Here is a 14995-nt window from a genome sequence, read left to right as displayed (position 1 = left end):
GGCGTAATTTCTAGTTTCTACATCTACGACTTGGATAGTATTTTTCTGGCTTTATGACACAATTTTTACATTTATTTGCAAATTTGTGTGGTAGAAGTTGTCATTTAAGCCTGTCTTAAAAATTGCAATGATGAAGCTTTTATTTCACTGTTTTGTAATATAAAAATTTTAAAAAATAGAATAAGTTTCCACTAATTGTAAGATTTATAACTAAATTTTCTGCTCTGAAATTGAGCTTTATTGCTAAATCAAATCTGATTTTTAAGAAAAATTTATCATTTAGACCTTTTATCCATAGACAAAAAATGAATAATCATTCATTTTATAGACAAAAGTGAATGATTGTTCATTTTTTCATATTAAGAATAAAATCTCACAATTGGAGGTGAGGATTAATGACAGCAACAACAATGAATGTGAATGCTGTAGTGGACAAGGCGAAGTTCAAACCTTTTCATTTAAACGTCGTACTCTGGTGTTTATTTGTAGTCATCTTTGACGGTTATGACCTGGCGATTAATGGCGTAGCCCTACCACTACTGATGCAAGAATGGAATATGACTGCTGTGCAAGCAGGCATGTTGGCCAGTACTGCCCTGGCCGGAATGATGTTCGGTGCCATGTTTTTTGGCATGCTGGCCGATAAGATTGGCCGTAAAAATGTCATTTTAATTTGTGTGACCTTATTTAGCGGTTTTACCTTCTGGGGCGGTTTCGCATCTAACCCGACTGAATTCGGAATTTTGCGCTTTATTGCAGGTTTAGGAATTGGCGGAGTATTACCGAATCTGGTGGCCTTAACCTCTGAATATGCACCACAAAAACTGCGCAGTACCTTGGTGACGACCATGTTTAGTGGTTATGCGGTCGGCGGTATTATGGCTGCATTACTGGGTGCCTGGTTAACTCCAAGTTTTGGCTGGGAAGTGATGTTCTATATCGCGGGTATTCCACTGTTACTGTTACCGATCTTGTGGAAGTTTTTACCTGAATCATTGACCTTTTTAGTGAAAAAACAGCAGGATGAAAAAGCGCGCCAGATTATTCAGAAAATCACGCCAGAAGAAAAAGTCAGTGCGCAGACCCAGCTGGTCTTAAATGAAGTACAGGTGCCGGATGCCTCTATTGCCGCCTTATTTAAGCAAAACCGTGGCATGAGTACCTTATTGTTCTGGTGCTGCTTCTTTATGTGTTTATTGATGGTCTATGCACTGGGCAGCTGGTTACCAAAACTGATGATGGCCGCCGGTTACTCGCTGGGCAGCAGCTTGATGTTCCTGATGTCAATGAATATTGGTGCAGTAATTGGCACCATTGGCGGCGGGATTCTGGCAGACCGTTTCCATTTAAAACCGGTGATTATTGGCATGTTCCTGATGGGGGCTGTGGCGCTGGTTGGATTAGGCTTTAACTCGCCACAACCGGTGATCTACCTACTGGTGGCGCTGGCTGGGGCTTCCGCGATTGGTAGTAGTATTCTGCTATACAGCTTTGTGGCGCAGTATTATCCACTAGCGGTGCGTTCAACCGGGATTGGTTGTGCCTCTGCGGTCGGCCGTGTAGGTGCAATTGTCGGCCCGATTATTATCGGGGTGCTATTGGGTATGGAATTACCGCATAAACTGAATTTCTTGGCGGTGGCGATTCCAGCGGTGATTGGTGCAATTGCAGTTGCCCTGATTCGCATCCAGAAAGCCTCAGAGCCGGTTACTGAAACACCACCGGTGGTGTCTAAGGCCAGTCGCTCTTATAGCTAAACTGATGTAATTCATCTAAACCAACAAAAAGCCTCAGTAGAGGCTTTTTGTTTAAAGGGAAAAAGATGTTTTGTTGTTTTAGAAATGTGGTTCCAGCCCGAGATAAGGACCTTTGAAATCCAGCTGGAGATTACGTTCATCACCTTCGTTTAGCTCCACATCTAGAATGCGGTAACCGGCTTTCAGGCCGACATCGACCAGTAAATTATCAATAAAATTATATTTCAATTCTGCCTGCGCATCGCTAATGACAGTATCATCAAACTTGGCATAGCTGGCTTCGGCACTTAAACCGGTAAAAGGCAGTTTTACCCCAGCTTCGGGGCAATCACTTTTGGTCGCCTAGTTACTGCGCTGTATCCTGTGGTGGCGCAAGTTTGGATGTAGTGAAAAAATACATTGAAGAACAAAGAACACCAACGTCAGAAAAAAATGCTAAAAAGTCCATGTCATTAAAAAAGAGCTAACTCGCCCTTAAAAGAGCGAGAATGCGCTCTTAGTTTTGATCAATAAAATTATATTTCAACCGCCAAGGCAAAAGACAAACTGGAGTCATCTTTCATCTCGGGTTGGCCCAAGGCACTCGATAAGTCACTGTTATAATGCCAGTAATCGACGCTACCTTTAACACCAATAATATCGGCCTGTGCGGCGCTAAAACAGCCAAGACCGAGGATGAAACACAATGCTGGACGTGTACGCATAAAAATCCCTGTAGAGCTTGTATATTCTCAGAATAAATTTATTGTGGAGGATGGAACCGGGAAACATCTCGGCGCATCATATCGGGAATTGGTATAAATTGCATTGACGCATCATGCAAAAAATAGAGGACCTGCACATGGCTACGCACACTGATCATCCGCACGATTATCCTTTATATCTGGCTGGACAGCCGCATGTGACCGGCCAGTGGCTAGAGGTCGAAGATAAGTATCTGCAGCGCTGTTATGCACGTGTGGCGCTGGCCGATGCAGAGACGCTGGAGCAGGCGATTCAGGCCGCAGTCCAGGCGGAAGCGGCGATGGCGGCATTAAAACCGTTTCAGAAACAGAAAATCCTGCTGCATTGTGTGCAGCGTTTTCAGGAATGCCGGGCCGAGCTCACCGAACTGCTGATTATTGAAGGCGGTAAACCGAAAAGGGCTGCCGCTGCTGAAGTAGAGCGCTTAATCAATACCTTTCAACTGGCTGCGGATGCAGTAACCCAGATGGATCAGGGCCGGATGATGCCATTGGCAGTAACTGCCGCGGCTTGCAGTTATCAGGGCATCAGTAAACAGGTACCGATTGGCGCGGTATCGCTGATCAGTCCATTTAATTTTCCTCTGAATTTAACTGCCCATAAAATTGCACCCGCGATTGCTGCCGGCTGTCCCTTTGTTTTAAAACCGGCCAGTCTAACCCCGATTTCTGCCTTAAAAATTGCCGAGATTCTGGCGGAAACCGATTTGCCGGCTGGGGCCTTTTCGGTATTGCCCTGTCCGCGTGAGCAGGCCGATGTGCTGGTCACCGATGACCGCTTTAAACTGCTGAGCTTTACCGGTTCCGATGTGGTGGGCTGGGACATGAAAGCGCGTGCCGGACGTAAAAAGGTCACGCTGGAGCTGGGCGGCAATGCTGCCGTGATGATTGAGGCCGATACCGAGGTCAATGATGCGCTGGTTGACCGGTTAATTGGAGGTGCCTATAACCATGCCGGGCAGGTGTGTATTAGTGTGCAGCGTATTCTGGTACATCGCGCGATTTACACACAGCTTAAAGATAAACTGGTCAGCCGTTTGCAGTCATTACGGGCGGCTGATCCGCGGCTGGACAGCGCTTTGGTTGGGCCGATGATTAAAGAGAATGAAGCCGTGCGCCTGAAAAAATGGCTGGATCAGGCCGTAGCAGAAGGCGCGACGATACTGGTGGGCGGTGAACAGCAGGGAGTGATGTTCGAGCCGACATTGCTGGAGCAGGTTTCGCCTCAGTCAGAAATTTACCAGAATGAAGCTTTTGGTCCGGTGGCTATTCTGGAGCCGTATGAACAGTTTGAGCAGGGCATTGAACGGATTAACCAGAGCCGCTTTGGTTTGCAGGCCGGGGTCTATACCCAGAATCTGCAGCAGATGCTGTATGCTTGGGACCAGCTGCATGTTGGCGGGGTGATTATTAACGATATTCCATCGTTCCGGGTCGATAACATGCCGTATGGCGGGGTCAAAGATTCGGGTCTGGGCCGTGAGGGAATTCAATCGGCAATTCGTGATATGCAGGAAGAACGTTTGCTGGTGATCCATCAACCGGGTTGATCGTTTGTAGATGCATCAAGGGCAAGCTTGAGCTTGATGCATCCTCATCTATGGATCACGGCAATCTATTTAAATACAGCATCTGAAGAAAGCAGTGCGGGTAGGTGATAGGCATTTTATATCATCGGGTATAAATGACCGTTTAAAGGATAGCAATTGAGTTTTCAGTTTTACTTCATAATTTATTCCAAAAAGTTTGGTAATTCATAACCAAAATTGTACAATAAATAAGCCGATTAATTGAGCGGTTGAATCAGGATAGATTATAAAAACCCAAGATTTGGAGCAGAAATTACAGAATAATTTTTTAAAAGTGAGTATTGTTGAACCATATAAAAGGGAGTCTTCACGATGCACTTTAAGCAAGTTTTCGTCATCCACTCCCTGTTTGTCATTTAGAAACCAGTACCCAAAAGGTCAAGGCTAAATCAAACACTCAAGATTAATATTGCATGGTGCTTTTTTGCTTGCGAGAAAACCACATAAAAAGCAGTGAAAAAAGCATCTAGGTTTAGGTGTTTTATGTCAGGAAATCGTGAAAACTGGTCCGCGCGATCAGGCTTTATTATTGCAGCGATTGGTTCAGCTGTAGGCTTGGGGAATATTTGGCGTTTTCCCTATGTGGCTTACGAAAATGGTGGTGGTGCCTTCCTGGTGCCGTATCTGGTGGCAATTTTTGCTGCCGGTTTGCCGTTATTATATTTAGATTACGCGGTTGGACATAAGTTCCGTAAAGCGCCGCCACTGGCGTATAAAAAGCTCATGAACAGCGAGTCCTTAGGCTGGTGGCAGGTGATGGTGACTTTGGTCATCGGGATTTACTATGCCAGCGTTCTGTCCTGGGCCGGTAGTTATATGTACTACGCAATTGGCCAGAAATGGGGGGCAGATACGCAGGCTTTCTTCTTTAATTCCTATTTGCAAAATGGCGAAGGGCTGGCCTTGGGCTTTGTACCGACCTTATTTTTCGGTCTGGTGATTGTCTGGGCGGTGGTGATGTTCATTCTTTACGGTGGTGTACGTCGTGGTGTGGAACTGGCCAATAAAATCTTTATGCCGTTACTGGTGGTACTGTTCACGATTCTGGTGATTCAGGCGATCCGTTTACCGGGTGCAACCGCAGGTTTAAATGCCTTCTTTACCCCGAACTGGGAAGCGATGGGCAACTATAAAGTCTGGCTGGCCGCATTTGGTCATATCTTCTTCTCGCTGTCTGTTGGCTTCGGGATCATGCTGACCTATGCCTCGTATTTAAAGCGTAAAACCAATATGACTGGTTCCGGTGCGGTGGTTGCGCTGGCCAACTCATCTTTTGAAATTCTGGCCGGTATCGGGGTATTTGCGGCTTTGGGCTTTATGGCCTTCAGCTCAGGCTCAACCGTGGAAGAAGTGGTATCTGGCGGTATTGGTCTGGCCTTTATTGCCTTCCCGAAAATTATTTCCAGCATGGGCGCAGGCGGCGACTTGTTTGGCTTCCTGTTCTTCGCCTCATTGACCGTTGCCGGGATTACCTCGATGGTCAGTATTCTGGAAGTGCCGATTTCAGCTTTCCAGGACAAGTTAGGCTGGTCACGTAAAAAATCGGTCAGCATTATTGCCGGTGGTTCAGCCATTGTTTCGACCCTGATTTTCTCGACCCATAGCGCGATTACCTTTGTCGACATCATTGACTACTTTGCCAATAACATTGGTATTGTGGGTGGTGGTTTACTGTCGATTATTCTGGTGTCATGGTTCCGTCGTCCGCTATTGTCACAGTTACAGGCGCATATCAACCAGTACTCTAGTATTAAACTGGGTGCCGGCTGGAACTTCCTGTTAACCGTGATTACTCCATTATCATTACTGGTGGCTTTAGGCCTAACCATCAAGTCGATTGTTGCAGAAGGTTATGGCGGTTATCCGGCTGAAATCTTATGGTTGGTGGGTGGCGGTACGCTGGCCCTGTTTATTGTGGGTGCCATTGTACTGAGCTGTCTGAAAGACAAAGTCGCGGAAGAGGAGAACTAAGATGAATACTGAAGCAATTATCATGATGATCATCTCGACTGTCCTGCTCTGGGGCGGTTTAATCTTGGCCATGATTCATCTGAGCAAACATCCAGATGAACCAGAGGATTAAGTCTGTGGTACATGCATGTGCAGACTAAGCTGCTGTAGAATAAAAAAAGGAACCACCTGAGGGTTCCTTTTTTTATCGTCTAGATTTTTTCGATCCGGCAATAATAGAAGCCATCGCCGCGTCCGGCTTCCGGTAACAGCTGGCGGCCATACTGCTGTTCGACACCATAGTCTGTGACAATTTTAATTTCTTTGGCATCGGCATGCTGGGCAAAGAACTGCTGCATCTGCTGTTCATTTTCTGCTTTTAAAATGGAACAGGTGATATACAGCAAGGTGCCGCCGACTTTTAGCTGGGACCACATCTGTTCCAGAATCTGCTGCTGCAGCTCGACAGTTTGCTGAATGTCAGCGGACTGGCGTAACAGGCGAATATCCGGATGACGGCGCATCACCCCAATGGCAGAGCAGGGTGCATCCAGCACAATACAATCGACCGGTTCGGTTGCGGTCCAGCGCGTAGCATCTGCCGCCAGAATTTCGACCTGCTGCGTATCGGTCAGTTGCAGGCGCTCCAGATTTTCCGTGACCCGTAGCAGGCGTTTCGGGTCCTGATCCAGTGCCACCAAAGTGGCCGGACTAAATTTTTCCAGAATATGTGCGGTTTTTCCGCCCGGGGCTGCACAGGCATCAATCACCACTTTGCCATTTAAATCTGGCAGTAACTGCGCACAAAGCTGGGCATGTTCATCCTGTACCGAGAACCAGCCGGCATCAAAGCCCGGCAGCTCCGGAATCTGCACCGCCTGCTCCAGAATAATTGCCACATCGGAACGTTCACCTGGACGTGCCTGAATACCGGCGCCCAGCAGTTTATTCAGATAGGCTTCACGGCTGATCTTGCGCTGATTGACCCTTAAGGTCAGTGGCGCTGTCTGTTTCAGGTCCTGGGTCAGCTGCTCCAGCTGTTCCGGCCAGTCTTTTTTCAGACGTTTAAACAGCCAGCTAGGTAAACCATGCGCCGCTTGCAGGGCCTGCTCAAAGACCGATGTTTCACGTGAAACACGTCGCAGGATGGCATTGACCACACCACTGAGTGCCTGAAAGCCCAGCTGCTTGGTGGCAGTCACGGTTTCTGAAATGGCTGCATGGTCGGCAATACGGGTACATAAAATCTGATATAGCCCGACATAGAGACAGGTTTCGACGGTTTCATTGTTCAGCGGTTTGACCAGCAAAGGCAGGGTAATGCTTTTCAGGCCATACCATTGACGTAAGGTGCCCAAGACCAGTTCGTGATACAGCGCCCGGTCACGCTCGGCGACCTTGGTCAGATGCAGCGGTAAAATACTGGCCAGAGATTGGCCCTGCTGGACGGCCAATAAAGTACGAATGACTTGGGCGCGTAAGTTCAGATGTGACTGACCGGATGGATGTTGATTCATGCCAGCACCTGCCCAATACTTAATTTCTGGGTTTGTGCAATCTGGACCGGATTCAGCGCTTTACCACCCGGCCATTGCAGGCTGGTCAGACAGATGGCTTTGCCATCGCCACAGGTCACATGCACGCCCTGTTTATCCAGTGCCAGAATGGTCCCCGCCGACTGGCCATTGACCGCTTCATTCGACAGCACAGATCCCCAGACCCGTAAATTACTTTGCTCATCCAGCGGAATAAACGCCACCGGCCACGGGTTAAAGGCGCGAATATTGCGGTCAATTGTCACAGCATCCTGAGACCAGTCAATTTTCGCTTCGGCTTTAGACAGCTTGTGGGCATATACCGTTAAAGCTTCATCCTGTACTTCGCGCTGTTCCAGATACTGTTGTAAAGTCTGCTCCGAAGCCAGTACCGCCACAATCGCCTCCGCACCCTGAATGGCCAGTTTGTCATGTAGGCTGGCAGAAGTATCTTCGGCTGTAATCGGGCACAGGGTTTTATACATCATATCGCCGGTATCCAGCCCGGCCGCCATCTTCATAATGGTCACGCCGGTTTCAGCATCGCCGGTGGCAATGGCGCGTTGAATGGGCGCCGCTCCTCGCCAGCGTGGCAGCAGCGAACCATGAATATTCAGGCAGCCATATTTGGGTGTATCCAGCACCACTTGCGGCAAAATCAGGCCATAGGCTGCCACCACCATTACATCGGCATTTAGGGCTTTCAGTTCTGCCTGCGCAGCCAGACCTTCTTCTGTGGATGATTTAAAATGTAACGGTTGATATACCGGAAGATCATGTGCCAGCGCCAGTTGTTTTACGGCAGAGGCCGTAAGTTTTTGTCCGCGGCCTGCTTTGCGGTCAGGTTGAGTATAGACCGCCACAATTTCATGCTCGGTTTTTAATAAGGCATCGAGCGCTACAGCTGCAAATTCTGGTGTTCCCGCAAAGATAATTTTCACACATGAGATTCCATATAAACTTGCCCCACATTATATGCGAAAAGCCTTTTTAAGCCTAAATTGTCATGTAAATAGAGATTGCATCTTCATGAGTTCGGCTGGGTGTTGTTCTTTGCAAACAAAATTTTATTTAAAAAATTAATATCAATAAATTTTGTTTATATAAAAGGTAAAAATTATTCATGAAAATGCCGGAGCTAATGCTTTATGATCAAATCATATCGGCTCCGTAGGCGAGTCTCCCCAGTTTTCATCAGTTGAAAGATCGCAGAATAAAAGGTTCAAAAGACCCGATCACCCAGCACGCTGACAGATTGAGCTGTAGTATGATGTGACGAAATTTCAACTGATAACCTGAAGATCAGTACATTTTAGCCAGAGATGGGGATTCACCCTCTCAAGCACAACTCGTTGGAAATACACATGCCTGACTATCGTTCAAAAACATCGACACACGGAAGAAATATGGCGGGCGCACGTGGCTTATGGCGTGCGACCGGGATGAAAGATGAAGATTTTGGCAAGCCGATTATTGCGGTGGTCAACTCTTTTACCCAGTTTGTACCGGGTCACGTGCATTTAAAAGACCTTGGTCAGCTGGTGGCACGTCAAATTGAAGCGTCAGGTGGTGTAGCCAAAGAATTCAATACCATTGCGGTCGATGATGGTATCGCCATGGGTCATGACGGTATGCTGTATTCCTTGCCATCACGTGATCTGATTGCCGACTCGGTCGAATATATGGTCAGCGCACACTGTGCTGATGCCATGGTGTGTATTTCAAACTGTGACAAAATCACCCCGGGCATGTTAATGGCCGCCATGCGTCTGAATATTCCGGTGGTGTTCGTGTCCGGCGGTCCAATGGAAGCGGGTAAAGTCAAAATCCGTGGTAATGAAAAAGCCATCGACCTGATTGATGCCATGATTGTCGCTGCAGATGACAACTTTACCGATGAAGAAGTGGCAGAATACGAACGTTCAGCCTGTCCAACCTGTGGTTCATGTTCAGGCATGTTCACTGCCAACTCAATGAACTGCTTGACCGAAGCGCTCGGTTTATCTCTTCCAGGTAACGGTTCTACACTGGCGACGCACGCCAACCGTAAAAAACTGTTCGAACGTGCTGGTTCTTTAATTGTGGAACTGGCCAAACGTCACTATGAACAGGATGATTACAGCGTTCTGCCACGTTCAATTGCCACCAAAGCCTCGTATGAAAATGCCATGACGCTGGACATTGCCATGGGCGGTTCAACCAATACTGTATTGCACCTGTTGGCTGCGGCCAATGAAGCCGGTGTTGATTTCACCATGGATGACATCGACCGTTTATCGCGTAAAGTGCCGGTCTTGTGTAAAGTGGCTCCGGCAAAAAATGATGTACATATGGAAGATGTCCACCGTGCCGGCGGGATCATGGGTATTCTAGGCGAGCTGGATCGTGCCGGTTTGCTGGATACTTCTGTACCGACCGTACATGAAGCCACTTTAAAAGATGCCTTAGATAAATGGGACATCATCCGTACTGAAAATGAAGAGGTGTACACCTTCTTCAAATCGGCGCCAGGTGGCGTTCCGACCCAGACTGCATTCTCACAGGACCGTTATTATTCACGCCTTGATGGCGACCGTGAAAATGGCGTGATCCGTAATGCTGAACATGCCTTCTCTAAAGATGGTGGTCTGGCCGTGCTGTACGGCAACATCGCGCTGGATGGCTGTATCGTAAAAACTGCGGGTGTAGATGAATCCATCCTGAAATTTAATGGTACAGCTCGCGTATTTGAAAGCCAGGATACCGCAGTAGAGGCGATTCTGGGTGGTAAAATCAGCGCCGGTGATGTGGTGGTGATTCGTTACGAAGGTCCACGTGGTGGTCCGGGGATGCAGGAAATGCTGTACCCAACCAGCTACCTGAAATCTAAAGGTCTGGGCAAAGACTGTGCCTTGCTGACCGATGGCCGTTTCTCGGGCGGTTCATCTGGCCTGTCGATTGGTCACGTCTCTCCGGAAGCGGCTGAAGGTGGTGCGATTGGTCTGGTCGAAGATGGCGATCGCATTGAAATTGATATTCCAAACCGTAGCATTCACCTGGCGGTTGATGATGCAACCATGGCAGCGCGCCGTGAAGCACAGGAAGCCAAAGGCTGGCAGCCAGCTGAGGAACGTCCACGCAAGATTTCTAAAGCGCTGAAAGCCTATGCCATGCACACCACCAGTGCGGCCAAAGGCGCGGTACGTGAAATCTAAGCGCTAAGTTTTTAGAGCTAAAAAAGCACTCCAGATGGGAGTGCTTTTTTATTCCTTAGCGATTTAAACTTAAGTAAAACACCTAAACTTTCAATAAAATCAATGGAGAGAGGGCTTTAGATACTTAAAACCGATAAAGTCTTAAAAAAAGTATGTGTATACTAAAGCGACAGTATCAATGCAAAAGTGATTACACGCATGTCCATGAAATTTATTAGCCGCTTTGTGGCAATTTTAGCGCTCATTATGATTTTAGCTGCACTGAGCATTCAATTTTTCTTTGATCCACATTATACCGTCGTCTTTTGGATCTTAGCTGTTCCTGTGATTTTGGCGGCTCCGATTCTGGCATCTGTGGTGTTGGCTTCCAATGAAGAACTTGGTCTGCATCAGGTGAATTAAGTACGCCTACACTAAAAATTTATAAGTAATTGATTTTAAATAGTGTAAAGATGAATCTAATCAGAAATCATCCCATGACTGATTTACAGTCTCAGTAAAAGGCCCGGCTTGAAAAGACCGGGTCTTTTATTATGTATGGCAACTTCGTACTTCAAATACTCATCTAAGAAAATAAAAAATAACTGAGTCAGATACACAGAGTCTTACTTTTATGTCGAGATTGCTTTCTATACAATCGGATAAAACCTAGCCAATATTTAGGCTTCTCAAAAATTACACTCAGGACGAATAAAATGAGTAAAGACAATATCCGAGAACATTCCGCGCCTGTTTATGAAGGCATTGAAAATGCACCGGCCCGATCCATGATGCGTGCCACCGGTTTTCAGGATGAGGATTTTACGCGTCCTTTTATCGGGATTGCCTCAACCTGGGCCAATGTCACGCCGTGTAATATGCATATTGATGGGCTGGCGCGTGAAGCCGAAGCCGGGGTCAATGCCGCTGGTGGTAAGGGGATTATCTTCAATACCATCACCATTTCTGACGGGATTTCAAACGGCACCGAGGGCATGAAATATTCGCTGCTGACCCGCGAAATTATTGCCGATTCGATTGAAGCCGTGGTCGGCTGTCAGGCCTATGATGGGGTGATTGCCATTGGCGGCTGCGATAAAAATATGCCGGGCTGTATTATGGGGCTGGCGCGCCTCAACCGTCCGGGGCTGTTTGTTTATGGTGGCACCATCAAGCCGGGCGCCGGCCATACCGACATGATTTCGGTATTTGAGGCGGTCGGGCAGCATGCCAAAGGCGAAATTAACGAAATTCAGGTCAAACAGATTGAAGAAGTGGCCTTGCCTGGACCGGGTTCCTGTGGCGGCATGTACACCGCTAACTCGATGGCCTCGGCGATTGAAGCCTTGGGCATGAGTTTGCCGGGTTCATCAGCACAGGAAGCGGTGTCTGAGGACAAGAAAATTGACTGTCAGCGTGCCGGTGAAGCGGTAATGAACCTGCTGCGTCTGGACATTAAACCGCGCGACATTATGACCAAAGCCGCGTTTGAAAATGCCATTAAAGTGCTGATTGCTCTGGGCGGTTCGACCAATGGTGTGCTGCATTTACTGGCGATGGCGCATACGGCCGGGGTCGAGCTGAGTCTGGATGATTTTGTCCGCATTGGACAGGATATTCCGGTGGTGGCCGATGTACGTCCATCCGGTCAATACCTGATGTCTGAACTGATTGCGATTGGCGGGATTCAGCCGCTGATGAAACGGATGCTGGACGCCGGTATGCTCGATGGTTCCTGCCTGACCGTGACCGGTAAAACACTGGCCGAAAACCTGGCGGATGTTGAAGACTATCCGGAAGGCCAGCAGATTATCCTGCCATTTGATGCACCGGTGAAAAAAGATTCACATCTGGTGATTTTAAAAGGCAACCTGTCGCCAACCGGTGCGGTGGCAAAAATTACCGGTAAAGAAGGGCTGTATTTTGAAGGTCCGGCACGGGTGTTTGAAGGTGAAATAGGTGCCATGCGCGGTATTCTCGACGGTCAGGTGCAGCCGGGCGAAGTGGTGGTAATTCGCGGTGTTGGTCCAAAAGGCGGACCGGGCATGCCTGAAATGCTAAAACCGACCTCAGCGATTATTGGTAAAGGCCTGGGCGATGCTGTGGCCCTGATTACCGATGGCCGTTTCTCTGGCGGCAGTCATGGCTTTGTGATTGGCCATGTGACCCCGGAAGCCTATGAAGGTGGGCCAATTGGTTTGGTGAAAAATGGCGATAAAATCTCCATCAATGCCGAAACCCGTGAAATGACCTGGCATGTGTCTGAACAGGACATTGCCGCGCGTCAGGCGGCCTGGGTCAAGCCAAAACCAAATTATACGCATGGTGCACTGGCCAAATTTGCCCGACTGACCTCAGGGGCAGACACCGGCGCCGTGACCGATTTAAATTTGGATGTGTAATTGATCATTTAAGATCAAATTGTTATAAACCGGTGTAGTATCTTTTATTGCACCGTTTAATCCTTTAGAGGCTCAGCTCATGTCACTGTTACGCCGTTGGTTTGATCCAATCCGATCGAGTTGGTTTTATCAAAAACCGTCTCGTCAAGCGGTGTTACCGATTGAGCAGGGCCTCAGTATTCATCTGCGTTTAGATGATGTGTATAGCTATCTGGCGGTGCAGGAACTGCCACAGCTTGAAGAAATCCTCTCCGATGCCTTAAAGCCGTTAAAGGTAATTATTTCCAGTGACAGCGCAGAACCGCCAAACCAGATGTCGGCGCTGGAATGGCAGAACTATTGCCTGAATGATGCACAGATCCTGTCCAAGCAGCACCGTTTCAGTTTTCATGACACGCCGGAGCAACCGACCCCGGAAGCCTTGGCACAGGCCGAAACCATCTTGCGGCATACGCCTTTACGCGGTCAGGATTTTCTGTATTTGCTGGAAGATGTATTCCATATGCTCTGGCAAAAGCAGTATGGCAAATTGCGCACCCTGTATGCCATGGCCAGTCGCCATCATCAGGAACAGCATTTTCCGGAACGGATTTTTAATCAGGACGCCATCCTTGCCAGCTATTTCGAGTTTGGTGGCCGCCAGTATCATGCGGTAGATGATTTGTTGCGCCTGACCCGGCGCCTAAAACAGCAGAAGTTGCTGACCGGCAATCCGATTTTCCTGATCAATCATATTGAATGGCGCGAGCATTTAATTAATGATGCCGAAGCCTTAAATGAAATTCAGCGTATGGACCCGGAGCTGGATTTATATATCGCGCTGGAAGATCCGATTTCCTGGCTACTACTGGCCTATATTCAGGAAGAGCTGGCCAATTATTATAATATTCATTTGAATGTCTATCCGCTCAGTTATCAGGGCCGTGACCTGTTTGACTGGAGTCTGGCGACCCGTTTATCCAAACGCACCGAAGTGGCCTTTACCCCGTTTTGCCGGCCGACCCAGGATGCCACCTATCAGATGGCGCGACTGTTTTATAGCGTGCCGGAAGAACAGCGTATGCAGGCCATTCACCGAATTTTGCAGGCGGTGTGGACCCAGGGCAAAGACCTGTCTTTTAAAGCCCATTTCGAGCAGTTACGCCGTGAGTTGAACATTGTTGAACTGAGCAGTGCCGATATTGAACAGTATCTTCAAGACAATGACATGCTTTGTGAAATGAAGTCTCAGCCGAATTTACCGGTGCTGGAGCTGCGGATTGATGGGCAAAGTTATGTGTTTAATAGCCTTTATCGCGTCTGGATGATTGAAAGTATTTTCAGTAATGTGTTAGAAGAAAAGTACAAAAGTGAAAACGAAGCTGAAAATGACATCTTACAACATGAAAAAAGAGAAAGTTGAGTCGCTGGAACAGGCTCGCGCACAGATTGATGTGATTGATAGTGCTTTGGTGGAGCTGATTGCAGCGCGTCAATATTATGTTGATCAGACCACCCGTTTTAAAAAATCAGAAACCGATATGCATACCCCGGAACGCCAGGCCCAGATTCTGGAGCGTTTGCGTAGCCAGGCCACCAGCTTGGGGCTCGATGCTCAGCTGATTGAACAGCTGTACCAGACCATGTTCCAGCACTTTATTCAGCGTGAACTGAAACAGTTTAGACCTTAAAACCGATAACAATTAAAAACGCGCTGGCACTCTGTTTTTATCACAGTAGGCCGGAATGATCTTCCTGGTGTGGCCAGCGCTTTATTTACTTGTCTTTAATCGTCAGCCAGAACCATAGAAATCCGCACTCAGCAGGTGAGATGAATCTGAGCTGCTGTTTCGCTTCAAGATTGAGA

Annotated in this window: 12 protein-coding genes and 2 pseudogenes; 10 read left to right on the top strand and 4 right to left on the bottom strand. The window is 47.8% G+C overall.

All coding sequences use genetic code 11. From position 1 onward, the window contains the following. The first annotated feature begins 395 nt into the window (after positions 1 to 395). A complete protein-coding gene (locus VF685_RS11335; protein WP_005181158.1) occupies positions 396 to 1757 on the top strand; it encodes an aromatic acid/H+ symport family MFS transporter in 1362 nt (453 codons plus the stop codon). Positions 1758 to 1835: 78 nt separating this feature from the next. Here the strand turns inward: VF685_RS11335 and VF685_RS11330 are convergent. Beyond that, positions 1836 to 2075, bottom strand: a pseudogene (locus tag VF685_RS11330) (TIGR04219 family outer membrane beta-barrel protein); the annotation flags it as partial. On the opposite strand from VF685_RS11330, the pseudogene VF685_RS11325 reads away from it, so the two are divergent. Then, positions 2063 to 2224: pseudogene (locus VF685_RS11325) on the top strand (transposase); the annotation flags it as partial. The pseudogenes VF685_RS11330 and VF685_RS11325 overlap by 13 nt on opposite strands. 48 nt (positions 2225 to 2272) lie before the next feature. Here the strand turns inward: VF685_RS11325 and VF685_RS11320 are convergent. Beyond that, positions 2273 to 2461 (bottom strand): hypothetical protein, encoded by a 189-nt coding sequence (locus VF685_RS11320; RefSeq protein ID WP_227554598.1) that lies wholly within the window; start codon positions 2459 to 2461, stop codon positions 2273 to 2275. Between the two features lie 137 nt (positions 2462 to 2598). On the opposite strand from VF685_RS11320, the gene VF685_RS11315 reads away from it, so the two are divergent. The 3 genes from VF685_RS11315 (at position 2599) to VF685_RS11305 (ending at position 6172) form a co-directional block, all read left to right on the top strand. After that, positions 2599 to 4050: an aldehyde dehydrogenase family protein gene (locus tag VF685_RS11315; protein WP_005181161.1), complete on the top strand. Its 1452-nt coding sequence runs from the start codon at positions 2599 to 2601 to the stop codon at positions 4048 to 4050. A 522-nt stretch (positions 4051 to 4572) separates the two neighbouring features. Continuing rightward, a complete protein-coding gene (locus VF685_RS11310; protein ID WP_440203651.1) occupies positions 4573 to 6060 on the top strand; it encodes a sodium-dependent transporter in 1488 nt (495 codons plus the stop codon). A 1-nt stretch (position 6061) separates the two neighbouring features. Continuing rightward, complete coding sequence (locus tag VF685_RS11305; RefSeq protein ID WP_005181164.1) at positions 6062 to 6172, top strand: methionine/alanine import family NSS transporter small subunit; 111 nt, start codon at positions 6062 to 6064, stop codon at positions 6170 to 6172. 79 nt (positions 6173 to 6251) lie between these two features. Here the strand turns inward: VF685_RS11305 and rsmB are convergent, their stop codons facing one another. Both rsmB and fmt read right to left on the bottom strand, forming a co-directional pair. After that, a complete protein-coding gene (gene rsmB / locus VF685_RS11300) occupies positions 6252 to 7556 on the bottom strand; it encodes a 16S rRNA (cytosine(967)-C(5))-methyltransferase RsmB (RefSeq protein ID WP_160240752.1) in 1305 nt (434 codons plus the stop codon). Continuing rightward, a complete protein-coding gene (fmt, locus tag VF685_RS11295; RefSeq protein WP_317305212.1) occupies positions 7553 to 8515 on the bottom strand; it encodes a methionyl-tRNA formyltransferase in 963 nt (320 codons plus the stop codon). The genes rsmB and fmt overlap by 4 nt, the downstream gene beginning before the upstream one ends. 423 nt (positions 8516 to 8938) lie before the next feature. On the opposite strand from fmt, the gene ilvD (VF685_RS11290) reads away from it, so the two are divergent. From ilvD (VF685_RS11290) to VF685_RS11270, 5 genes are all read left to right on the top strand, one after another. Then, positions 8939 to 10768: a dihydroxy-acid dehydratase gene (gene ilvD / locus VF685_RS11290; RefSeq protein ID WP_163143341.1), complete on the top strand. Its 1830-nt coding sequence runs from the start codon at positions 8939 to 8941 to the stop codon at positions 10766 to 10768. Positions 10769 to 10966: 198 nt separating this feature from the next. After that, positions 10967 to 11170 carry a hypothetical protein gene (locus tag VF685_RS11285; protein ID WP_067731511.1) on the top strand — a complete coding sequence of 68 codons (204 nt, stop codon included), beginning with the start codon at positions 10967 to 10969 and terminating at the stop codon, positions 11168 to 11170. A 293-nt stretch (positions 11171 to 11463) separates the two neighbouring features. Then, positions 11464 to 13149 carry a dihydroxy-acid dehydratase gene (ilvD, locus tag VF685_RS11280; RefSeq protein ID WP_168384788.1) on the top strand — a complete coding sequence of 562 codons (1686 nt, stop codon included), beginning with the start codon at positions 11464 to 11466 and terminating at the stop codon, positions 13147 to 13149. A gap of 79 nt (positions 13150 to 13228) precedes the next feature. Beyond that, a complete protein-coding gene (locus tag VF685_RS11275; protein ID WP_286385321.1) occupies positions 13229 to 14551 on the top strand; it encodes a hypothetical protein in 1323 nt (440 codons plus the stop codon). Next, positions 14532 to 14819, top strand: coding sequence for a chorismate mutase (locus VF685_RS11270; RefSeq protein WP_168382136.1), 288 nt, complete (start codon positions 14532 to 14534; stop codon positions 14817 to 14819). Before VF685_RS11275 ends, VF685_RS11270 begins: the two co-directional genes overlap by 20 nt. The last annotated feature ends 176 nt before the right edge of the window (positions 14820 to 14995 follow it).

The organism is Acinetobacter sp. Brlt_5, from assembly GCF_051949055.1.
GTDB lineage: Bacteria > Pseudomonadota > Gammaproteobacteria > Pseudomonadales > Moraxellaceae > Acinetobacter > Acinetobacter indicus.
Note: the sequence above shows the minus strand (reverse complement) of the source record. Positions and strands in the feature narration are given on the sequence as shown.